The organism is Citreicella sp. C3M06, from assembly GCF_018860705.1.
In the GTDB taxonomy this organism is placed as follows: Bacteria; Pseudomonadota; Alphaproteobacteria; order Rhodobacterales; family Rhodobacteraceae; genus Salipiger.
Genome location: NZ_JAHKQA010000021.1, coordinates 1 through 20,808, shown reverse-complemented (window position 1 = coordinate 20,808; position 20,808 = coordinate 1). Strand labels below are relative to the sequence as shown.

The window sequence follows — 20,808 nt, the reverse complement described above, 5'->3', positions numbered from 1 at the left end:
GACACGAATGGCAACGCAGATTCTGATGCCCGCGCTCTCGCCCACCATGGAAGAGGGCACGCTGGCAAAATGGCTGGTCAAGGAAGGTGACACCATCACCTCCGGCGACATTCTGGCCGAGATCGAGACCGACAAGGCGACGATGGAATTCGAAGCGGTCGACGAGGGTATCGTCGGCAAGCTGCTGATCGAAGCGGGCACCGAGGGGGTCAAGGTCAACACCCCCATCGCCGTGATGGTCGAGGAAGGCGAAAGCGTCGAGGATGCCGCGGCCCCTGCCCCGGCTCCCGCCGCCGAAGCGCCTGCTGAAGCCCCGGCTGCGGCCGCCGCGCCGGTTCCGGCAACGCCCAAGGCCAAGGCGGTCGAACCCGACTGGCCCGAAGGCACCCCGATGAAGACGCAGACCGTGCGCGAAGCGCTGCGCGATGCCATGGCCGAAGAGATGCGCTCCGACGCAAATGTCTTTGTCATGGGCGAGGAAGTGGCCGAGTACCAGGGGGCCTACAAGGTCACCCAGGGCCTGCTGGACGAGTTCGGCGACAAGCGCGTCATCGACACGCCGATCACCGAACACGGCTTTGCCGGCATCGGTGTGGGCGCGTCCTTTGGCGGGCTGAAGCCGATCGTCGAGTTCATGACCTTCAACTTCGCGATGCAGGCCATCGACCACATCATCAACTCGGCGGCCAAGACGCTGTACATGTCGGGTGGCCAGATGGGCGCACCGATGGTGTTCCGCGGTCCCAACGGCGCTGCCGCCCGCGTCGGCGCACAGCACAGCCAGGATTACGCGGCATGGTACGCGATGATCCCCGGCCTCAAGGTCGCGATGCCCTATTCGGCAGCGGACGCAAAAGGCCTGCTGAAATCGGCCATCCGCGATCCCAACCCGGTGATCTTCCTTGAAAACGAAATCCTTTATGGCCGCTCGTTCGACGTGCCGGACATGGAGGATTTCACGGTTCCCTTCGGCAAGGCCAAGATCTGGCGCGAGGGCAAGGACGTCACCATCGTCAGCTTTGGCATCGGCATGCAATACGCGCTGGAAGCGGCTGAAAAGCTTGCCGAAGAAGGCATCGACGCCGAGGTCATCGACCTGCGCACCCTGCGCCCGCTCGACTATGGCACCGTCATCGAGTCGGTCAAGAAGACCAACCGCTGCGTGACCGTCGAGGAAGGCTATCCCGTGGGCGCCATCGGCAACCACCTGTCGGCCTACATCATGCAGAACGCCTTCGACTGGCTCGACGCTCCGGTGATCAACTGCACCGGCAAGGATGTGCCGATGCCCTACGCCGCGAACCTCGAGAAACACGCCCTGGTCACCACGGACGAGGTTATCGACGCGGTGAAGCAGGTCACCTACCGGTGAGACTGTCTCCGGTCATCCCGGTCCTCGCCTTTGCGGCGGGGCTGCTCGTGGGCAACTCGACAGAGGCGTTCCGCGAACTGATACAGGATGACCGGACCACCGAATTTGCAGCCATGGACGAGGCGCGCCTGACCGGTGAAAACCATGCGCTCGCGCGCGTGGCGCTGGCGGCGCTGAAGGGACAGGACCGAGGCAAGGTGGTCTCGGTGCTCGACGATGCGTCGCTGTCGCGCTTCGACCGCGGGCCGGATGTGATCGTTGCCCAGGTGCTCGACACACCGGGGCAGATCGCCCTCGCCTTCGAAAATGGCCGCTTGAACGAGATACGGAACGATTGCGCAGAGGCCAAGGATCGCTGCGCCGCAACGGGAGGATCCCCCAGTGCCGATTGAAATCCTGATGCCCGCCCTGTCGCCGACCATGGAAGAAGGCACGCTTGCCAAGTGGCTGGTCAAGGAGGGCGACACCGTCAGCTCCGGCGATATTCTCGCCGAGATCGAGACCGACAAGGCCACGATGGAATTCGAAGCCGTCGACGAAGGCACCATCGGCAAGATCCTCATCGAGGCCGGTGCCGAGGGCGTCAAGGTGAACACGCCCATCGCCGTGCTGCTCGAAGAAGGTGAATCCGCCTCCGACATCGGCGCAGCCTCCAGTCCCGCTCCGGAGGCGCCGAAGGCGTCAGAGCCGGCCGCCGAGGCGGCCTCCGCAGGAGGCTCCGAGAAGGCCGCGCCCGCAGCACCCGCCGCCGCCGATGGCAGCCGCGTCTTTGCCACGCCTCTGGCGCGTCGCATCGCCGCCGACAAGGGCCTCGACCTGAGCCAGATCAAGGGCACCGGCCCGCATGGCCGCATCGTGAAAGCCGACGTCGAGGCCGCAAAGCCCGGCGCAGCCGCCCCGGCCCCCGCCGCGGCAAGCGAAGCCAAACCCGCGCCTGCCCCCGCTGCAGCCTCCATGCCCACCGGCCCGTCGGCCGAAACGGTCATGAAGATGTATCAGGATCGCGATTACGAAGAGGTCAAGCTCGACGGCATGCGCCGCACGGTGGCCAGCCGCCTCACCGAGGCCAAGCAGACCATCCCGCATTTCTACCTGCGCCGCGATATCAAGCTCGACGCGCTGCTCAAGTTCCGCAGCCAGCTGAACAAGCAGCTCGAAGGGCGCGGCGTGAAGCTGTCGGTCAATGATTTCATCATCAAGGCCTGCGCTCTGGCGCTGCAATCGAATCCCACGGCCAATGCCGTCTGGGCCGCCGACAGGATGCTGAAGCTGAAACCGTCCGACGTCGCGGTTGCGGTCGCGGTCGATGGCGGGCTCTTCACCCCGGTGCTCAAGGATGCCGAGATGAAATCGCTGTCCGCGCTGTCGGCAGAGATGAAAGATCTGGCGAAACGTGCCCGTGAGCGCAAGCTTGCGCCGCATGAATATGTCGGCGGCAGCTTCGCGATCTCGAACCTCGGCATGTTCGGCGTCGACAATTTCGACGCGGTGATCAACCCGCCGCACGGTGCGATCCTTGCCGTCGGCGCTGGCGTCAAGAAGCCCATCGTCGGCGCGGATGGTGAGCTGACCGTCGCCACCGTCATGTCGGTGACGCTGTCTGTCGATCACCGGGTCATCGACGGCGCGCTTGGGGCAGAGCTGCTTCAGTCCATCGTCGAGAACCTCGAAAACCCAATGGTCATGCTGGCCTGACACCCGGCCAGTTCACGACCCGGAACGCCCGCCGCCCACCGGCGGGCGTTCGCTTTTCCCGGTGTATGTCTTCCGGTCATGGCAGTCTTGCATTTTGGACGCTTGCGGGCGGGCCTGCTTCGCCATTAGCTAGCAACATGTCGAACGCGGCAGCTACAGGCTTGTCCACGTCTTCCTGCTTATGACCGTTTCGGCGCCGCAAGGGCCGACCCCCGACATTCCGGAGACGACCCATGGTCCAAACCGACCGCCAGGTCCGCCTGACGATCCTGTCCTTCGCGATGGGCGCATTTGCCATCGGCATCACTGAATTCGCGGCGATGGGCCTTCTGCCCTATTACGCCGCCGATCTCGGGGTGAGCGAGCCGCAGGCCGGTCACGCGGTCAGCGCCTATGCCATTGGTGTCGTGATCGGCGCGCCGGTTCTGGCGGTGCTCGGTAGCTACCTGCCGCGCAAACTGCTGCTGATCCTGCTGATGATCTATTTCGCAGTGACCAACATCTTCACGGCTTTGGCCTCCGGGCTTGACAGCATGGTGATCAGCCGCGCGCTGGCGGGTCTTCCGCATGGCGCGTTTCTTGGTATCGCGATGCTTCTTGCCGCCGAGATGAGCCCGCCGGGCAAGAAAGCTGCCGGGGTCGCCTCGGTGCTGATGGGGCTGACGGTCGCCAATATCGTCGGGGTTCCGGCGGCGGGCGCGATCGGGCAGTATTTCGGCTGGCGCTGGTGCTTTGTGCTGGTGGCCGTCATCGCAATGGGCTGCGCCGCGATGATGGCGCGCGTCGCCCCGCGCGACACGCAGGACGGCCCCGCCGTCAGCCCTCTGCGCGAGCTTTCGGCGCTGGCAAGCCGGGCGATGTGGCTGGCGCTTGGCGTCGGAGCCATCGGCTTTGGCGCGGTGTTTGCGGTCTATTCCTACTTCTCCGCCGCGCTGATCGACAACGGCGCGCCGGAATGGTCGATCCCGCTGGCGCTGTCGCTGTTCGGCGTCGGAGCAACGGCGGGCAACTATGTCGCCGGGCGGCTGGCCAACTGGTCGCAATTCGGCGGCACGTTGGTGCTGCTGCTGGGCATGGTCGCCACAACGCTGCTGTACGCGGCAGTGATGGGCAACTGGGTTGCCATGTCGCTTGCGGTGATGGCGCTTGGACTGACCGCGGGCATCGTGATCCCGATCCAGATGCGCCTGATGGAAGTGGCCGGAAACGGCAAGACCCTTGCCTCGGCGCTGAACCACGCAGCCTTCAACGCCGGCAATGCCATCGGGCCGTGGCTGTCGGGCCTCGGGCTTGCCGCCGGCTATGGCTGGTACATCACCGGGCTTGCGGGCGCAGTGCTGGCGCTGGGGGGCATTGTGATGCTGGGCTTCGCATGGATCGATTCCCGCCCCCGCCGGGGTCATGCCATTCCGGCGCAGTGATACTGCACGCAAAAAGGGCGCACCGTGATGCGCACTTTTTCTTTGCCAATCCGCTGTTTCACCCGCTGCAATTGCAGCCGGTCAGCTTCTGGTCCATCAACTGCGAGGGCTGATCGCAGCCTGCATCCCCAACGATGCGCGCCGGAACCCCGGCCACGGTCTTGCAGGGCGGCACTTCTTCGAGCACCACCGAGCCCGCCGCGATGCGCGAGCCACAGCCGACGCGGATATTGCCAAGCACCTTGGCCCCGGCCCCGATCAGCACGCCGTCACCGATCTTGGGGTGGCGATCTTCGTCTTCCTTGCCAGTGCCGCCAAGCGTCACCGAATGCAGGATCGACACGTTGTCGCCAACCACGGCGGTCTCGCCGATGACGATGCTGTGGGCGTGATCGATCATGATGCCCTGCCCAATCCGCGCCGCCGGGTGGATATCGACGCCAAAGGCTTCGGAGGCACGCATCTGGATAAAGAACGCCAGATCATGCCGCCCCTGCCCCCAGAGCCAATGCGCCACGCGCTGGCTTTGCACCGCCTGAAAGCCCTTGAAATACAGCAGCGGCTGCAGGAATCGCAGGCAGGCGGGATCACGGTCGAACGTGGCGCGAATGTCGGCGCGGGCGGCGCGCGACAGCCACGGCTCGGCGGCATAGGCCTCATCGCAGATCTCACGCAGCATCTGTTCGGACATCTCGCCGTTGGCGAGCTTCATCGAAATGCGAAAGGCCAGCGCCCGTTCAATGTTGGCGTGATGCAGCACCGAGACATGCACCATGCCACCAAGCAGTGGCTCGGCGGCGACGGCCTCTTCTGCCTCGCGGGTGATGCGGGCCCAGACCGGGTCCAGCTCGGCGATCTTTGCGCGGGTTTCGGCCATGGCAACCTCCGTTTGATCCGGCTTTTATAGCAGATAGGAGGCGGGGTCTGAAACGCAAATCTCTGATGGGTCTATCACGGGCTGTGATGAACCGCCTCGCCGGGTGAGGGCTGCGCGTCGCCCCGAATCCAGCGCCGTTCGCGCCAGTGTCGCACCGCCTCAAGCGCAAGGATCAGGCAATCGGTGTAATCCGGATCGTCCAGCCTGCGTTCGGGCGCGCAGGGTCTGCCCAGCGCTGCCGCCATCAGCGTGCCGTTGCCCCAGCCGGGGTGCACCCGGCCAAGGCGGCGGCGGTAGCGGTCGGCCGCATCCGCCTGCGCCACCAGATCGCGCGCCACCCGCCAGCGCTGCCCGCGCGGCACGCAGAGCAACGCGCGGGCAGCGGCGACAAGGTCTCCGTGCAGCACCGGCCTCATGCGAGCAGCGCGAGCTTTGCGAAGGGCCCCGGCCCGAACCGGGCCGAAACCTGCGCCACCTGTACCTCATACCCGCCCGAGAGGCCGATTGAGGCGGGATCAAAGCTCCACGCCGCCGAAGATACCGCCGCGCGATGCAGCACTGTGTCTCCCTGAATAAGACGCACGATGTAGCTTTCGCTGTCTTCGCCCAAGGGCACATCGGCCAGATCCCAGCTGTCGCCGTCGATCCGCGTACGGCGGATCCAGCTGAGCGATACCATGCCTTCGGTTTGCGCGGCGCGCAGGTGGCAGGGGCTGTAGGGTCGGAGGCCGTTGCCGTCAAAGGCGATCTCGCGGTGCACATAGGTCGGATCGTCATAACCACGCCGCGCCGGACCGATGCGGTAATGGCGCGCGATGCGCAACAGGGCAGCGGGCAGGTCGATCTGTTCGGGCACGCCGTTCAGCGCCACCACATAGGACCCTTCAGGCCAGCTATCGGGCATGATGCCATCGGTGCCCAGTTGACCGCGCAACCGCGTCGACAGCTCCCATGTATCGGTGCCGACCAGCTCCGCGTCGCGGTACTGGAAGATTTCCCAGTTGCCGGGGCTGCCGTCGCCGATCGCCATGACATTGCCCCCCGCCAGCAGCCGCGCCATGCTGATCGACTGCAACGCGCCGGAAAACAGCCTGACCCGCAGCGGAGCCTGATGGTCGATCTGCCCCGAGGGTGCACGGGGAAGCGCCATCTCGGTGGCGCCGATGATCGCCCGTCCACCCAGCACGCTGTTGAGCGCATAGTCTTCGTCGGTCGCGGCCTCATAGAGGGCGATCGAGCCGGGCCATGGCTCGGAGGACAGCGCAAGATAGGGCGCATGCGGCACCTCTTCGCCGGTGATCAGCGGCAGATCCATGAACAGCGGCATCACCCGCACCGGCGCAATAAAACCGCGCAGAGTCGGCGTTTCGTCCGGGAAGGTCGACGGCAGGTAGACCTCGGGGTCGTGCCGCACCGCATCCACCAGTTGCATCGCGCCGATCTCGACCCGGTCGACCCGCGCCATCACGGGGCCCGCCTGCGAGGGCAGCGAGACGATGTCGCCTGCCGTGATCGCCATCTGCGAGGGCGGCAGGGCAAAGCGCATGGTCTCCCGCGCGATCCGCGATTCCGACAGCCAGCGTTCGATGGTCTGGCGGCCCTCGCCTCGTGTCATGATCAGCGGCAACTCGCTGTCGGCAACCGCATGGGTGCGCTCGTCCGGCAGAACCGTTTCCTCGCCCACCACGGTATGATCGCCATCGGCCTCGACAAAGCGCAGGCGGACGCGGCCAGCCATCTCGGCCTCGGAGGCGCGCACCTGCACCAGATCGCCGTCGAGATCCTCGGACAGCGCAAGGTCTTGCGGGTTGATCGGTGTGGCCGGGCGGTCGCGGCGCAGGATGAAATGCAGTGTGCCGTCGCGTTCTACCGCGTCAAAACCATGCGCCAGCATCAGCGGTTGCAGCGCGCGGCGGGCATCACCCACCTCGTCGACCACATAGCCACGCACCCAGCCATGCAGCGCGCTGACGTCGTAATCGGTCAACCCGACGCTGTCGCAGATCTCGGAAACCACCGAGGCCAGCGTGCGCTGCGAGGCGCGCCCGTTGAGCCAGTGCCCGCGCCGGTAATTGTCGCCATCGGCCCAAAGCGCTCCCAGCCCCGGAAACCACGGGTAAGGCCGCGCATCCCAGGCCCAGACATAGGCATGCGCCATGTCGAGCATCGGCGCGCCATAGGTGGCCGACACCGGGTTGTTGGCCGGATCGCCCCAATAGCCGTACATCGCGCACAGGTATTGGTGCTGCATCAGCTCGTCGCGCAACCCGTTGGAATAATGCGGCAGCTGGCTTTCGGAGCTTTTCGGATCGAGGAACTTGTTGGGCTGGTTCGCCCCTTTGTCGATGGCCGCGCAACCAAGCTCGGTAAAGCGCACCGGCTTGGACTGCGGCGCCCATGCGGTGGCGGATGGTTGGCGGGTGCCCCCGATGCGCTCGTGGTGCGGATTCGCCCACCAGCCCCGGATGTCCTTGTAGCGATACACCCAAGGCTCGCCATGCGCACCATCCGAGATCGGGCTGCGCAGCTGTGCCTCGCGGTCCGCGTCCGAGGCGTAATACCAATCGTATCCCTCGCCGCCTTCGACATTGGCAGCAAGGTAATCGGGGTTATAGATCGACCCCCACGTGGCATCAGCATGGGCCGTACCATCGCGCCAGTCGGCGGCGGGCATGTAATTGTCGATGCCGATGAAATCGATATCGGGATCGGCCCAGAGCGGGTCGAGGTGGAAGTACACGTCGCCCGAACCATCCTGCGGGTGATAGCCGAAATATTCCGTCCAGTCGGCGGCGTAGCTGATCTTGACCAGCGGACCAAGCAACGCGCGGCATTCGGCGGCCAGCGCCTTCAGCCGGGCGACGGCGGGAAAGCCTGCGTCATCTCGGATCTGCGTCAGGCAGCGCATCTCGGAGCCGATGCAGAAGGATTCCACGCCTCCCGCCGCCGCGCAGAGCGCCGCCTGATGCAGGATGAACCGGCTGTAACTCCATTCGTCGGGGCCGGTATAACTGACCGTTCCGTCACCGATGGTAAAATCCGCCGCCACCGCGCCGCCAAAGAACGCCGCAACCTCGGCGGTGGCAGCGGCAGTGCCGTCGGGCGATCCCGCCACGCCGGGCGCGGCGCTCAGCGTGATGCGCCCGCGCCAAGGCAGAACCGCCTGTCCGGTGCCGCCACTCCATGGGTCGGGCAGCGCGTTTCCATCAAGCTGGTCCATCAGGATGAACGGGTAGAACATCACGTCGATGCCCTGCGCCGCCATGCGGCGGATCGCCTGCACCACCGATGCATCGCACGGCGTGCCGCCATAGACCGGGCGGCCATCGACCGCGGGCACCGTCTGCGCGGTTCCCCGGTCCAGCCCGGAGACGATCCATGGCATCTCGTCGCTGTCGAATTCCGCCTGTTCGACCTTAGGTTGCACGGTGCAGCTTCCACAGCGCAAATCGTCGCCAAACCAGCTGACCACCAGCGAGACCGACCCGCAATTCGGCAGCTCGTCGACCAGTTGATCGAGCGAGACGTTGAAATCCGGCTCTTCGGCAGGGGAATTCACGTTGGCGATGCCCGCGCCATCCCCGGCGTAGCTCATCGGCACCGGCTCGGTCGCCAGTGCGTATTCCCCGGTTCCGGGGATCACCGCCACGCCGCGCACGCAATGCGGAACGTCTTCCATGCTGGATTGCGACGGCCGCGTCACCTCGAAGCTGAACTGTGGGATGCGGTTGCCGAAGGCGGTAAGGTCCACGTCCTCGATCACCACATAGGCGGTGCCGCGATAGGCCGGGACCATGCCGGTGCCCTCGATCGCCTCCATATGCGGATCGGGCAGCTGGTCGCGCGTACCGGGATAGACCCGCATGTTGAGATCCTTGATCGGGATCTCGGCCCCGTCCGCCCAGACGCGGTTGACCCCGGTGATCTCACCCTCGCAGAGCGCCAGCGCGAGGCTGAGCGAATAGCTGTAGCTTGTCACCTTGGTCTGCGGAGCCGAAGCTGCGCCCTTGCCACCGCCCCCGACCTTGTCGGTGGTCTTGTGCTCGGTGAATTCGCTGGCCCAGATCACCTGACCGCCAAGGCGCATCCGGCCATAGACATGCGCCATCGCCCCGCCTTCGCCAGACCCACTGAGAAAGAACCGGTCGGTGCGCCCGGTCTCGACGCTGTCAGAGCCCTGCCCCATCAGGCGCTGGTCGAGCGCGCGGCCAAAGCTTGCGCCGATGAACTGGCCAACGGCGGTCATCGACAGCCCGAGCACCGAGCCGCCGATCGAGCTGCCGACAGCTGCGCCCACGGCAGAAAATAGGATCGTCGCCATCAGTTCGTCTCCGTTGGAAGGGCAAAGCGCGCCGCGATGCGGCGGCGCCATGGCAGGCTCAGTGCGCTTTCGATCACGCCGTGCCCGCTGTAGGCATGGATGAAGCTGGCGCGCATACCAACGCCCGCCTGAAGCCCTAGATGTTTCGCCACCGATCCCGCGCGCATCCGAAACAACAGCACATCGCCGGGAGCCTCATCATCAAGCGGCTTGCGCCGCATATGGCGCAGGGCGGCGCGGAACAGCGCCTCGTCGCCCTGCGGTTCGGACCAGTCGCGGCTATAGGGCGGAATCGCCTCGGGCTCGGGGCCGATGGTTTCGCGCCAGATGCCCCGGACAAGGCCGAGACAATCGCAGCCCGCGCCCTTGACCGAGGCCTGATGAATATACGGCGTACCGATCCAGCCGCGCGCGGCGGTAACCAAAGCGTTGCGGGTCATCTGCGGCTGCCTCCTGCAAGCGATTTGGCGCGGGACGGGTAGACCAGCATCCAGTCTTCCTCCGGGATGTCGGGGAAGCCCTGATAATTGAGCGCGTTGTCGAATTTCAGGCGACAGGTTTCGAACCGCTTGTCGCAGCCCGCGACAAGGCGGATGCTGTCGCCGGGAACGAGTGTCGCGCCAAGCGGCTGCCACAGGTCGATCACCCGAGACGACGGGGTTGCCCGGTCGCGTTTGATCACCCCGGTCAATCCGATTGCCGCGCCGCTCAGCACCTCGATATAGCCGCGCTGGAACCAACCGTCCTCGAAGGCGGGAAGCATCGCAAAGCTCAGCGATCTGTTCGCATCGATGGAGACCACGCTGGCGTCATGGGCAAACAGCGTATCCGAGACGTTAACCTGGCACATGCGATCGCCCAGAACCGCCGAACATGGGCCCTGATACACCCGACCGACCGGGCGATTGAGCAATTCGGTCAGGCCCCTCAATTCGGCATGGAACGCGCCGTTCGCCCGGCGGATCTCGCCAATGCTGCCGCGAAACAGGATGCGCCGCTGCGTCACATCACGCCAGTTCACCAGCCAGGACACCACCTCGGCCCCGTCAAAGCGACCGGCCTCGATGTCACTGTCCGACAAAGCATCGTCGCGCAGCGCGCCCATCGCTTCGGTGTTGTCGACCGACAGGCCCGTGGCCTGGCTCAGCGCCTTGGCGCTCAGCCCGGTGTCGGCGCGAAAGGTCAACCCGTCAAAGACGAGATCGCCATCATGGTCGGTGAAACCGAACCGCGTGCCATCGGTGCGGGTGAGCGACCAGCAGCGCGACACCGTGGTGACGCCGCCGGCCAGATGCTCGTGAAGCTCTTGCTTGCCCATCAGACCCGCACCTCCACCACCGGAACGTCGGGGGCCTGTCCCGCCTGAAAAGTGGCGATGCTGACGTGGATACGGTCGGTGTCAAAGCGCACCGGCACGTCGAATTCAAAGCCCGCGGTGACGGCCTCGCCCGCTGCCGGAGCCAGCGCCAGCGTGACCGTGCCCTGCGCGGCATCGACCGTGAAATCGCTGCCCAGTGTCAATTCGGCCCCGCCGATAGCCACGCGCACCGTTCCGACAACGGGTTTCGCGATGGGGCGCGCGTAGCTGACGCCGCCCGAGCTATAGGTTTTAACCAGATGGAACGTCTGCGCAGTGCCATCGCCGGCGCCGATCACCTGATCGGTGGCCGCGACGTTTGCCGAGGGCTTGCAGGATTTGAAATCCGCCCAGTCCTTCCAGCGAAACCCGTGCAACTGGCCGCTGCGCGCCTCGAAAAACGCCAGCAGCGCGTCGATGTCATCGAGCTTGCGCAGGCCGAGCCCGGCATCATAGCGGCGACGCGAATGCGCCCAGGGGCTGTTGCGTTCCTCGAACCCCGAGGTCAGCTCGACCACATCGGTGCGCCGCTCTGGCCCGCCCATAGCGCCAAAGCTGAGGTTGGTGGGAAATCTCTCTTCGTGAAAGCTCATGTCCTGTCCTCACCTGTTGCGCGCGCCGGTGCTCAAGGCACGGCTCATTCGCGCTGCGATCTGCGACTGGCTGCGCTGGAAGCCAGCAGCATCGGGGGTCGAGATGTTCATCACCACGCTGACCTGCTGCGCGCTGCCCTGCGTGCGCACCCCAAGCTTGCCGTCGGCGCCCCGGCTCAGCGGCATGATCGCCTCGGGTCCGGCCTCGCCCATCAGGCCGGTGCCGCCCCGCATCGGAAAGCTGACCGGGCTGCTGACCACACCGCCCGTGGCAAAGGGCGTCACGCGCCCCTGGCTGAACGCGCCGCCGTTGGCAAACAGCGACATGCCGCCAAACATACCGCCAAGGCTGCCCGCAAGCAGGCCGCTCAGCTGATCGGTGACCGGGCGCACCGCCGCTTTGTAGGCGGTGTCGATCATCGACGTCGCCACGGTCTGAAGCGCATCCGACAGCTTCATCCCGTCAAGGATCACCCCGTCAAAGGCACGCGACAGCCCCTTGCTCAGCGAGCGTTCAAACGAGGCGACATTGCGCCCCGTATCGGAAAACGTGCCGTGGATGCGCTTCATCTCGGCATCAAAGCCCGCCGCCATGGCGCTTGCCGAGCCCATGCTGGCCTCCAGCTCTGCAAGCTGGGTGCCAAGGTCGTCCACCGTCTCGAAATCGGTCATGAACCGTCTCCTTTCGCGTCATCGGGGAAGGCGCTCAGCAGCTCGTCGAGCCGCGCCCGTCCCATCGGGGCCGCCCCGTTGTCTTCGCCCAGCATCAGGCGCAGCTCGACCGGGGTCAGATCCCAGAACTCGCGGGGCTTGAGCCCCAGGCCGCGCACACCCGCGCGCAGCAAGATCCCCCAGTCGAAGCGCTGCATCAGCCTTCGTCCGGAAGCGTGAAGGCACGGGCCAGCAATTCCGCCGCCGCCCGCGCCGCCGCCATCGGGCCGCCCGCGATCTCGGCGTTCAGCAGATCCTTTGCCGTGCCCGGCCAGCCACCGCCGCGAAGCCCCGCGACGATCAGTTTCAGAACGTCGCGGGTGGTGCAGCGCCCCGCCTCGAAGCGCTTCACCAGCTCCATCAGCGAATCTTCTTCAAGCGTCGCCTCAAGCTCCGCCAGCGCCCCCAGCGTCAGCCGCATCAGGTGGCGCTCGCCGTCGATGGTCAGCGCCACCTCGCCTGCCCAGGGGTTCGCCATCAGGGTGCCGCCGTAAAGGTCAGCGCCCCGGCCGACGCCATCGACAGCTCATAGGTGGCCTCGCCATTGTGCGATCCGGCGTATTCGATCGAGGTTACGAGGAACGCCCCCTCGACGGTGCCGAAATCGGGGATGACCACCTGAAAATCCGGCGTCACGCCGTCAAAGAAAATCTGCCGCGCCCGCTCGTCGGTGGCCGCGTCCTTGAACACGCCCGAGCCGGACAGGTTGGCCGACCGCACGCCCGCGCCGCCCAGAAGCTCGCGCCAGCCGCCTTCGCTTTCCATCGAGGTGATGTCGACGCTTTCCGCATTGAAGCTGATGCGCGTCGCGCGCAGGCCAGCCATGGTCTGGAACGAGCCGGAACCGGTCACGTCCACCTTGATCAAAAGATCCTTGCCGTTCTGGGCACCCATCTGCCTTACTCCTTGGATTGAGGGATCATTCGTCCGCGACGCGTGCGCGGAAGGTCATGTCGATACGGCGCAACCCGCCGCTTTCACGCCGCGCTTGCGCCCGCCGGAAATTGAGGCTCACCAGCCGCCCGCGGCTGAGCGCCAGCCCGGCGTCGTCAAGCGCATCGCAGGCCGCCGCAGCGACGGTCTTGGCCATGTGAAACCCCGCGGCATCGGTCACGACGGCGATGGTCAGATCGTGCCATGCGCCGTGGCCTGTGCCGTCGGACGCATCACGCGCAGTCTCTGCGCCAAGCGTCAGGTACAGGCTCGGCAGTGGACCCTGCGGCGGCGCATCGTAGATATCGCTGCCGACAAGCGTGCTAAGCGCCTCGTCACCGGCAAGCTGCTGGTAGATGGCGCTTTGCAGCGCCGCAGCCATTGCGTAGCTCATGATGACACCTCCTCACGGCTGTCGCAGACCAGATACAGGCCGCCCGGCTCGCGCTCGGTGACGGCGAGAATGTCGAAGATGCGCGCGCCCATGACAAAGCGTTGCCCCGGCACCGGGCGGCTCGAGGCCCCCTGCGGCGCGGCGCGCACCGTCATCCGAAAACTGCCCAGCGACACCGCACCGCCAAAGCCCCGCGTCTCGCGCCCGCTGCGCGGGGTGACGGCAGCCCAAAGCGTGCCAAGCGTCAGCCAGGCCTCGGATCGGCCCCCGGCGCCGTCGGGCGTGCCCTGACGCGCCTGAAGCACAAGCTCACGGTTTAGAACAGGAACACTCATGCCCCGAACCCCATGCGCATCGGGCGATAGCGTGCGATCAGCGAGGTCACGCCAAAGGGCATGCAGCCCTGGCTGAGCGACGTCTCGTCGCGGTATTCATAGTAATGCGCCGCCAGCAGCAGCACCGCCTGCGCAATATCTGCCGGCAGATCGTCAAAGCCGGGGCCATATCCGGCGGTAAAGCGGATCTCGGCTGCACCGCCGCCGGGAATGCCCGGCAAGACGCTGGCCATCGGGCGCAGCTTCGGGGCAAAGCCATCCTGCTCCAGCCGATAGTCGCTGGCCTCACGCAGCTCGGCCGCGCCAAAGCGGTCGACGATGGCAAGCTGGCTTACCGCGCTGACCGGGGCGATGGGGAACACCGCCGCTTGCGGGTCACGCCATTGGTGCAAGGTCCAGACAAAGCCACGCGAGATCAGCGCCTTGCCGGTGCGCGCCTCGACAGCGGCCATGGCGGCGCGAAGGAAGGAGCCGAGCACCGCGTCCTGAACATCGTCCTCGGCGAACCCGCTGCCCAGCCGCAGGTGGCGCTTCAGGGCGTCCACCGGAAGGGCCGCATCGGGCACCTGAGTTTCTTCGATCAACATCATTCTTCTATCTCCGCTATCCTCGTCCGGACCGAAGCGGCCGGAGGCCAGGGTGGGCGCGCGCCGCACAGGTTGCTCGGACGGAGGGGAGCTGCTGGACACCCCGTGTGTTCCGGCGCGCGCCCCACGGGGGCAGGTCACCCCGCCCCCATGTCCGCGTCAGGTCAGGCCGTTGCGCAGCGCAGCAGCTTGATGGCGGCGAAATCGCTCACGTCGCCGCCCACGCGCTTGGTGGCGTAGAACAGGACATGCGGCTTGGCGCTGAACGGGTCGCGCAGGACGCGCAGGTCTGGGCGCTCGGCGATGGTGTAGCCGGCCGAAAAATCACCAAAAGCGATGGCATCGGCATCAGCATCGATGTCGGGCATGTCCTCGCAGATCAGCACCGGGTAGCCGAGCAGACGCGCGGGCTGCGCAGCGGCAAGACCATCGGACCACAGGTGGCGACCATCGGCGTCCTTGAGCTTGCGCAGCGCGCCAGCGGTCTTGGAGTTCATCACGAAGGAGGCCTTGGCGCGGTATTCCGCCCCCAGCGCATAGACCAGATCGATGATCGCATCGCCGCCGCCAATGCCACCAGCGGTGCCCGACGGCACATAGCCGATGTTGCCCCAGGCCCAGACGTCATTGTCGACCGCCGGATGCGACAGGATGCCCATCGGCTTGTCGACACCATCGCCGGTGATGAACGCCGCGGCTTCTGCCCGGCTGAACTTGTCGGCGATGCGGCCCGCAAGCCATGTCTCGATGTCAAAGGCGCTGTCATCGAGCAGGCGCTGCGAGGCCTTGGGCATCGCCGCCAGCTCGTGCAGTTTGATCGAAATGCGGTCGAGCGTGGTCGAGCCGGTCTCGGCCGACGCGGCAACCTCGTCGGCCCAGCCGGCACCGGTCTGGCCCTGATCGATCAGCACGTCGAAAGAGGTCGCCTCGACCGTCACCACCGAGGCGATGGCGCGGATCGACGCGGTGCTGTCGAGCACCGATTGCACCGTCGAGGAGGTCACCGGATCGACAAGATAGCCGCCATCGCCGGCAACGGCGGTGGACATGCCCTTGCCTTCGAAGACAAGGCCGCGCAGGCCATCGTCATCGCCGGTGCGCAGATAGGCGTCGAACGCCTTCTGGTGGGGCGCGTCAAGCTCTGCCGAAGTGGCCAGCGCGGGGCGCGCACGGGAGGGGGTCATTTTTGCGTCAAGCATGGTCAGTCGCTCTTCCTGCTTTTGAAGTTTTACCTGAAAGTCGGCCTGTAGGGCCCTGATATCCCCGACGAGTCCCGCCATCGCGGCGCTCACCCGGGAGACCGGAGACAGATCTTCCCCGGTCCGAGAAACAGTCTCGGCGTTGTTCATGATCTCGATCCCGTTCGTGAAAGGCGGGCGTCAGACGCTCGCCAGGTCCAGGCGCGCGCCCTCGAGCGCCTGCGCCAGTTCACGCATGATGGCATCCTCGGGGCTCTCCCCCTTGGCAGCCACACGCGCACTGGGAAGCATCGGGAAGGTCACAAGCGACACCTCCCAAAGCTCCAGTTCCTTGAGGAGCCGTTGCCCCTTGTCATTCTTTGCCGCCTTGACAGTGCGGTAGCCGATCGACAGCCCGTCGATGGCACCGGCAGCGATCAGCGCGGCGGCCTCGCGGCCCTTTTCAACGCTGTCCAGAAGGCGGCCGCGCACATACAGCCCCTTGCTGTCCTCGCGCACCTCGTCCCAGATGCCGATGGGCTGCGCCGGGTCGTGCTGCCACAACATTTTGACTGCGCGTCCCTCGCCCGCCAGCCGCTTGAGCGAGCCGGCATAGGCGCCGGGGGTCACCACGTCGCCGCCCTGATCGCAGGCGCCGAAAAGCGAGGCATAACCTTCGATCTTCGTCCCCTCGACCACGACTTCCGCATTGAGGCGGCAGAACTTGTGTTCCAGATCCATTCCCGTTCCTTTCCGTAATCCGCTCAGTTCGCGATGGACATGAGCTTTAAAAAGCCTTCCGACAGGATGACCCCGGTAACCCCGTAGACCGCGAGCCAGAGCCTGCGCTCGACCCGCTCCAGAAGCTGCTCCAGCCGGTCGAGCCGCGCGTTCAGCGTCTCGACATGCAGCAGGCTGACCCGCTCATGCGCCTCCAGTTTCAGCGCGGGTGCGCAGGCGAAGGGCTCGAATTCGATGCGCCGCTCACTCATCGTCGCCGTCCTTGGGCAACTCGGGCAGCCCGAGCATCCGGCGCTTCTCGGCGGCGGTGAGGAACTCGGCCTGCGCCACACGCGCCCATTGCGCATCGCGCTCGCTGGCAAGGGCCGGCACCTGATCGAGGTCGGGCTTCAACTCCACCTCTTCGCCCAGATACGCGCCCAGCCAGCGCCCCACCGCCGCCGTCACCCGCGTTGCCAGCGGCAGCACGGTCAGCCGATAGAAGGCACGATGCGCCTCTTGGTAATTTGCAAAGGTCGCCTCGCCCGGAATGCCCAGCAGCATCGGCGGCACCCCAAAGGCCACCGCGATCTCGCGGGCAGCGGATTCCTTGGTCTTCTGGAATTCCATGTCCGACGGCGAAAACCCCATCGGTTTCCAGTCCAGCCCACCTTCCAGCAGCATCGGGCGGCCAGCGTTGCGCGCGCCCTGATGCAGGCTTTCCATCTCGTCGCGCAGCCGCTCGAACTGATCGTTCGACATCTGGCCCTGACCGTCAGCCCCGTTCCAGACGATGGCACCGGATGGGCGCGCCGCGTTGTCGAGCAGCCCCTTGGACCAGCGCGAGGCGCTGTTGTGCACGTCGACCGCCTGGGCCGCGGCCTGAAACGGCGACAGGCCGTAGTGATCGTCCTGCGGGTGGAACGCCCGTACATGACAGATCGGCGACACCGGCCCGGTGGCATCAAAGCGATGGCGGCGACCATCGACCATGTAATCATAGGCAACCGGCCAGCCATCGGTACCGGGGATGACCCGCATCCGGTCAGAGCGCAGCACGTGCAGCTCGACCGGCAGGCCCGCCTCGGCGCAAACCGCCTCGACATAGGCGTCGCCCGACAGCAGCAGGTGGCCATAAAGCGCCTCGAACAGTTCGGCCTTGCCCTGCGCTTGGTTGGGGGCGGCGACAAGCGACAGCAGCGGATGCTGCGCAAAGCGCTCGGCGTTGTCCTGAAGCACCAGTGGCAGCGCGGCGGCGGCCTCGGCGATCAACTTGACAGCGCGAAACCCCACCGGGTTGCCGGAAAACCCCTGACGGGTCAGCGAGCCCGTGTCGCGCGGCGTCCATGCCACACGACCGGCAGTTGCATAGGCCGCCAGCGGCCCAGTGGCCGAGGCCTTTGCTTCGGGCGCCGTGGTGGGCGCGCTGTGCTCGTTGCGATTGCCTCGCAGAAAATCGAATACCATCGGCTGGCGCTCCTATCCTTCGTTCCCCAGACCGGCCTGGTCTGCATCCCGTTCGCTAGTCACACTATGAATTGGAGGTTAATTCGCTCTGGCAGCACCGCGCGGGGCCCGCGCAACAGCGGCATCGATAGTTGGTATACCGAATGGCAGCCATGCAACCTACGCACTAGCTCACGGCAATTCCGCCGGGTAGGTTCCGCTGAATACGACGGAATACCGCGTCCCCCAGACCAGAGGATCTGCATGAAAACTGACATCCAGACGACGATCCTGCGCCCGCTGCTAACTGACGACGCCGAAATCGTCGCGGATATCTTCAGAGATTCGGTGCTCAACGGGACCGCCCCGCATTACAGCGAAGCGGAGCGCATCGCCTGGGCCGGGCCAAAGCCCGATCCGGACCGCTGGCGTGATCGGATCGGCGGCTCGGTCGGCCTTATGGCCGAGGTAGATGGGGGGGCGGTCGGCTTCATGACGCTTCAGGCACCCGGTCATATCGACCTTGCCTTCACGCGGCCTGCCTTCGCGGGGCGCGGCATCGGAGCAGAGCTGCTGAATGCGCTGACGGGCATTGCCCAGGCGGGCGGCGCGCGGGCGCTGACCTCGAATGTCAGTCGCGCCGCGCGGCCCTTTTTCGAACGTCACGGGTTCAAGATCACCGCGTATGGCAGCATCGTGCGCCGCGGTGTGACGCTTGCGAATTACGACATGCGCAAGGTCTTGTAGGGGCGCCGAAGCGCCCCCTTCAGATGATCCGCAATCCGGGCCGCTTGACGCCTTGCTGCGAATCGACGACCAGTTCGGTCAGCGCCCAGACCAGCGCATCAACGCGGTCGGGCGAGCCCTGCCCTTCGAACCCTGCGCCGGTCATCAGGCCCATCTGCTCCTCGAGCGCGACAAAGGCTCCGGCGTGGCCGACCCGGCCCTGTTCATACAGCGCCGCAACAGGTTCTGCCCGCGCCGCCTTGCCGCGTGTGGCATGGACCTTGCGCAGCGGGATCTGCGGCGCGACCTGCCGCAGCACCGATTCCACCATTGCGCCGCCCTGATTGACCTCGGCCACCAGCCTGTCGGCCTGCCAGCGCTCAAACGTATCCGCCGCCGCCTGTGCCCAGCCGGTGGGCGATGTGCCCTGCACAGTCGCATCCTCAAGCACCCAGGCCCGCCAGGATTGCGGCGGCCCGTCACAGACCACGCCCGCCACGACGATGCCACAGGCATCCGCCGCCTTGCCCTCGCCCGCAGGCGGATCGACGGCCACGACGATGCGATCGAACTCCTTGGGCGGCTTCAACGTCTGCGCCCGTTCCAGCACCTCATGCGTCCACAGCGCGCCGTCGACATCGGTGACAAGAATGCCGTCCAGCTCTTGCTTGGCCAGCCGCGAATTGCCGTAGCGGGCGCGGACCTCCTCAAGGAAACTCTCCGCAAGGTTGGCCCGGTTCGCTTCGGTTTTCGCGCGGGTGACGACGGTTGACGGCAGTTCCAGCAGCTCTTTCAGAATGCCGACATTGCGCGGCGTCGTGGTCACGCACACCTGCGGATGCTCGCCAAGACGCAGGGCGAATTGCAACATATCCCAAGTGTGGCGCGCCTTTTTCCATTTTGCCAGTTCGTCGACCCAGGCCGCATCGAACTGCGGGCCGCGCAGCCCTTCGGGATCATGCGCGGAAAACACCATCGCCTCGGCCCCGTTCGGCCAGACGAGGCAACGGCGCGTCGCCTGCCATTCCGGGCGACGGTCGGGCGGCGAGCAATTCATGATGCCCGATTCCCCGAACACCATGACCTCGCGCACCTGATCCATGGTCTCGCCAATCAGCGCGACGCGCTTGCAACGCCCCGGCGACAGCGGCAACGCACCCTCGACGCAAGAGCGCACCCATTCGGCCCCGGCCCGCGTCTTGCCCGCGCCGCGCCCGCCCATGATGACCCAGCTGCGCCAGCTCCCCTTGGGGGGAAGCTGGTGGTCCATGGCCCAGAACTCGAACAGAAAGGGGAGCGCAAGGCACTCCCCCTCCGTCAGCTCATTCAGGAACCGATCCCGCACCGCAGCACCGGCGGAGGCGAGCCATGCGGCACCCGATCTCATCGCGGGCGCGTTCAAGGTCAAGGGCCCAGTCTCCGGCAAGCCCTTTCTGCTTTCGTCTGACATTGGCGATCTGTGCCTCCGTTTCGTGGGACGCGCGCATCCAGTAGCGCACGTCGCTCATCAATTTGCCCGTCTCCGTCTTCGATGTGGCTTCCCCCTCCTCGATCTGCGCCTTTAGGCGTCTGATTTCCTCGCCAAGCTCTTTCAGAGTCAGGGCGATCTGTTCGCGCTCGTTTTCAAGCTGCGACATGTCGTCTTCGAGGTGGATGAGGATCATGCTCGATACCTTTCTAACCTGTACGGTCCGTTCTTCCGGTCTCTTCTGTGTCTCCGTCCAATGCGCCAGACAGACGTTTCCCGCTCCCCGGGCGCCTGTTCCCGTGGTTCGTCGTCCTTTTCGTCCGGCATGAAGGAAAGCTACCCTGACGGGGCGTCAAAGTCAAATTTCTGGCACCGAACGCCACCCACTAATGCCCTGTTAAAAATATATAATTTGCGCTTAACCCCAGCGCCCGCAGCCAGGGATTGACGCTGATTTCACGCATAAAAAAGGGCGCGGCAGCCCTTCGGCGCCGCGCCCTGACGTGCCGGACCAAAGGGTCCGGCACATGGCAGTATTCCTAGCTGATCCTGCTGAGCAGTTCGCCGAGGGATGCTTTTGCGTCGCCGTAGAACATGCGGGTGTTGTCTTTGTAGAACAGCGGGTTTTCGATGCCCGAATAGCCGGTGCCCTGCCCGCGCTTGGAGACGAAGAC

At 65.8% G+C, this 20,808-nt stretch carries 25 protein-coding genes; 5 read left to right on the top strand and 20 right to left on the bottom strand.

The window, feature by feature from the left end; all coding sequences use genetic code 11:
• Positions 1–7: 7 nt before the first annotated feature.
• The 4 genes from KO516_RS04745 to KO516_RS04730 all read left to right on the top strand — a co-directional run bounded on the left by KO516_RS04745 (position 8) and on the right by KO516_RS04730 (position 4,488).
• Positions 8–1,372, top strand: coding sequence for a pyruvate dehydrogenase complex E1 component subunit beta (locus KO516_RS04745; RefSeq protein WP_216002665.1), 1,365 nt, complete (start codon positions 8–10; stop codon positions 1,370–1,372).
• The gene (locus KO516_RS04740; protein WP_216002664.1) at positions 1,369–1,764 is read left to right on the top strand and encodes a hypothetical protein; all 396 of its coding nucleotides are present in this window, start codon (positions 1,369–1,371) and stop codon (positions 1,762–1,764) included. The genes KO516_RS04745 and KO516_RS04740 overlap by 4 nt, the downstream gene beginning before the upstream one ends.
• A complete protein-coding gene (locus KO516_RS04735) occupies positions 1,754–3,067 on the top strand; it encodes a pyruvate dehydrogenase complex dihydrolipoamide acetyltransferase (protein ID WP_216002663.1) in 1,314 nt (437 codons plus the stop codon). The genes KO516_RS04740 and KO516_RS04735 overlap by 11 nt, the downstream gene beginning before the upstream one ends.
• A gap of 233 nt (positions 3,068–3,300) precedes the next feature.
• Positions 3,301–4,488: an MFS transporter gene (locus KO516_RS04730; RefSeq protein WP_216002662.1), complete on the top strand. Its 1,188-nt coding sequence runs from the start codon at positions 3,301–3,303 to the stop codon at positions 4,486–4,488.
• Between the two features lie 58 nt (positions 4,489–4,546).
• Here the strand turns inward: KO516_RS04730 and cysE are convergent, their stop codons facing one another.
• The 17 genes from cysE to KO516_RS04645 all read right to left on the bottom strand — a co-directional run bounded on the left by cysE (position 4,547) and on the right by KO516_RS04645 (position 17,961).
• On the bottom strand, positions 4,547–5,365 hold the full coding sequence (cysE, locus tag KO516_RS04725; protein WP_216002661.1) for a serine O-acetyltransferase: 819 nt from the start codon (positions 5,363–5,365) through the stop codon (positions 4,547–4,549).
• Positions 5,366–5,439: 74 nt separating this feature from the next.
• Positions 5,440–5,781 (bottom strand): hypothetical protein, encoded by a 342-nt coding sequence (locus KO516_RS04720; RefSeq protein WP_216002660.1) that lies wholly within the window; start codon positions 5,779–5,781, stop codon positions 5,440–5,442.
• Positions 5,778–9,686, bottom strand: coding sequence for a glycoside hydrolase/phage tail family protein (locus KO516_RS04715; RefSeq protein WP_216002659.1), 3,909 nt, complete (start codon positions 9,684–9,686; stop codon positions 5,778–5,780). The genes KO516_RS04720 and KO516_RS04715 overlap by 4 nt, the downstream gene beginning before the upstream one ends.
• On the bottom strand, positions 9,686–10,126 hold the full coding sequence (locus KO516_RS04710) for an NlpC/P60 family protein (protein ID WP_216002658.1): 441 nt from the start codon (positions 10,124–10,126) through the stop codon (positions 9,686–9,688). The genes KO516_RS04715 and KO516_RS04710 overlap by 1 nt, the downstream gene beginning before the upstream one ends.
• Entirely contained in the window at positions 10,123–11,004 is an 882-nt protein-coding gene (locus KO516_RS04705) for a DUF2163 domain-containing protein (RefSeq protein ID WP_216002657.1), read from the bottom strand. Before KO516_RS04705 ends, KO516_RS04710 begins: the two co-directional genes overlap by 4 nt.
• Entirely contained in the window at positions 11,004–11,636 is a 633-nt protein-coding gene (locus KO516_RS04700; protein WP_216002656.1) for a DUF2460 domain-containing protein, read from the bottom strand. The genes KO516_RS04705 and KO516_RS04700 overlap by 1 nt, the downstream gene beginning before the upstream one ends.
• Before the next feature lie 9 nt (positions 11,637–11,645).
• Positions 11,646–12,308: a phage tail tape measure protein gene (locus KO516_RS04695; RefSeq protein WP_216002655.1), complete on the bottom strand. Its 663-nt coding sequence runs from the start codon at positions 12,306–12,308 to the stop codon at positions 11,646–11,648.
• The gene (locus tag KO516_RS04690) at positions 12,305–12,505 is read right to left on the bottom strand and encodes a rcc01693 family protein (protein ID WP_216002654.1); all 201 of its coding nucleotides are present in this window, start codon (positions 12,503–12,505) and stop codon (positions 12,305–12,307) included. The genes KO516_RS04695 and KO516_RS04690 overlap by 4 nt, the downstream gene beginning before the upstream one ends.
• The gene (locus KO516_RS04685; RefSeq protein ID WP_216002653.1) at positions 12,505–12,825 is read right to left on the bottom strand and encodes a gene transfer agent family protein; all 321 of its coding nucleotides are present in this window, start codon (positions 12,823–12,825) and stop codon (positions 12,505–12,507) included. Before KO516_RS04685 ends, KO516_RS04690 begins: the two co-directional genes overlap by 1 nt.
• Positions 12,825–13,241: a phage major tail protein, TP901-1 family gene (locus KO516_RS04680; protein WP_216002652.1), complete on the bottom strand. Its 417-nt coding sequence runs from the start codon at positions 13,239–13,241 to the stop codon at positions 12,825–12,827. The genes KO516_RS04685 and KO516_RS04680 overlap by 1 nt, the downstream gene beginning before the upstream one ends.
• 25 nt (positions 13,242–13,266) lie before the next feature.
• Positions 13,267–13,674 carry a DUF3168 domain-containing protein gene (locus tag KO516_RS04675; RefSeq protein ID WP_216002651.1) on the bottom strand — a complete coding sequence of 136 codons (408 nt, stop codon included), beginning with the start codon at positions 13,672–13,674 and terminating at the stop codon, positions 13,267–13,269.
• On the bottom strand, positions 13,671–14,009 hold the full coding sequence (locus tag KO516_RS04670) for a head-tail adaptor protein (protein ID WP_216002650.1): 339 nt from the start codon (positions 14,007–14,009) through the stop codon (positions 13,671–13,673). The genes KO516_RS04675 and KO516_RS04670 overlap by 4 nt, the downstream gene beginning before the upstream one ends.
• Positions 14,006–14,599 carry a head-tail connector protein gene (locus KO516_RS04665; RefSeq protein WP_216002649.1) on the bottom strand — a complete coding sequence of 198 codons (594 nt, stop codon included), beginning with the start codon at positions 14,597–14,599 and terminating at the stop codon, positions 14,006–14,008. Before KO516_RS04665 ends, KO516_RS04670 begins: the two co-directional genes overlap by 4 nt.
• A gap of 161 nt (positions 14,600–14,760) precedes the next feature.
• The gene (locus KO516_RS04660; RefSeq protein WP_216002648.1) at positions 14,761–15,945 is read right to left on the bottom strand and encodes a phage major capsid protein; all 1,185 of its coding nucleotides are present in this window, start codon (positions 15,943–15,945) and stop codon (positions 14,761–14,763) included.
• 30 nt (positions 15,946–15,975) lie between these two features.
• The gene (locus KO516_RS04655) at positions 15,976–16,515 is read right to left on the bottom strand and encodes an HK97 family phage prohead protease (RefSeq protein ID WP_216002647.1); all 540 of its coding nucleotides are present in this window, start codon (positions 16,513–16,515) and stop codon (positions 15,976–15,978) included.
• 23 nt (positions 16,516–16,538) lie between these two features.
• Positions 16,539–16,766, bottom strand: a complete 228-nt coding sequence (locus KO516_RS04650) for a hypothetical protein (protein ID WP_216002646.1) — start codon at positions 16,764–16,766, stop codon at positions 16,539–16,541.
• A complete protein-coding gene (locus tag KO516_RS04645; protein WP_216002645.1) occupies positions 16,759–17,961 on the bottom strand; it encodes a phage portal protein in 1,203 nt (400 codons plus the stop codon). The genes KO516_RS04650 and KO516_RS04645 overlap by 8 nt, the downstream gene beginning before the upstream one ends.
• A gap of 243 nt (positions 17,962–18,204) precedes the next feature.
• Between KO516_RS04645 and KO516_RS04640 the strand changes: the two genes are divergently transcribed.
• Positions 18,205–18,687 carry a GNAT family N-acetyltransferase gene (locus tag KO516_RS04640; protein ID WP_216002644.1) on the top strand — a complete coding sequence of 161 codons (483 nt, stop codon included), beginning with the start codon at positions 18,205–18,207 and terminating at the stop codon, positions 18,685–18,687.
• 19 nt (positions 18,688–18,706) lie between these two features.
• Here KO516_RS04640 and KO516_RS04635 read toward each other — a convergent pair whose 3' ends face one another.
• The 3 genes from KO516_RS04635 to KO516_RS04625 form a co-directional block, all read right to left on the bottom strand.
• The gene (locus KO516_RS04635; RefSeq protein ID WP_216002643.1) at positions 18,707–20,053 is read right to left on the bottom strand and encodes a DNA-packaging protein; all 1,347 of its coding nucleotides are present in this window, start codon (positions 20,051–20,053) and stop codon (positions 18,707–18,709) included.
• Complete coding sequence (locus KO516_RS04630; RefSeq protein ID WP_252737400.1) at positions 19,989–20,303, bottom strand: hypothetical protein; 315 nt, start codon at positions 20,301–20,303, stop codon at positions 19,989–19,991. The genes KO516_RS04635 and KO516_RS04630 overlap by 65 nt, the downstream gene beginning before the upstream one ends.
• Positions 20,304–20,673: 370 nt before the next feature.
• Positions 20,674–20,808, bottom strand: a 135-nt coding sequence (locus KO516_RS04625) for an NAD(P)(+) transhydrogenase (Re/Si-specific) subunit beta (RefSeq protein ID WP_216002720.1), incomplete at its 5' end; no start/stop codon positions are given.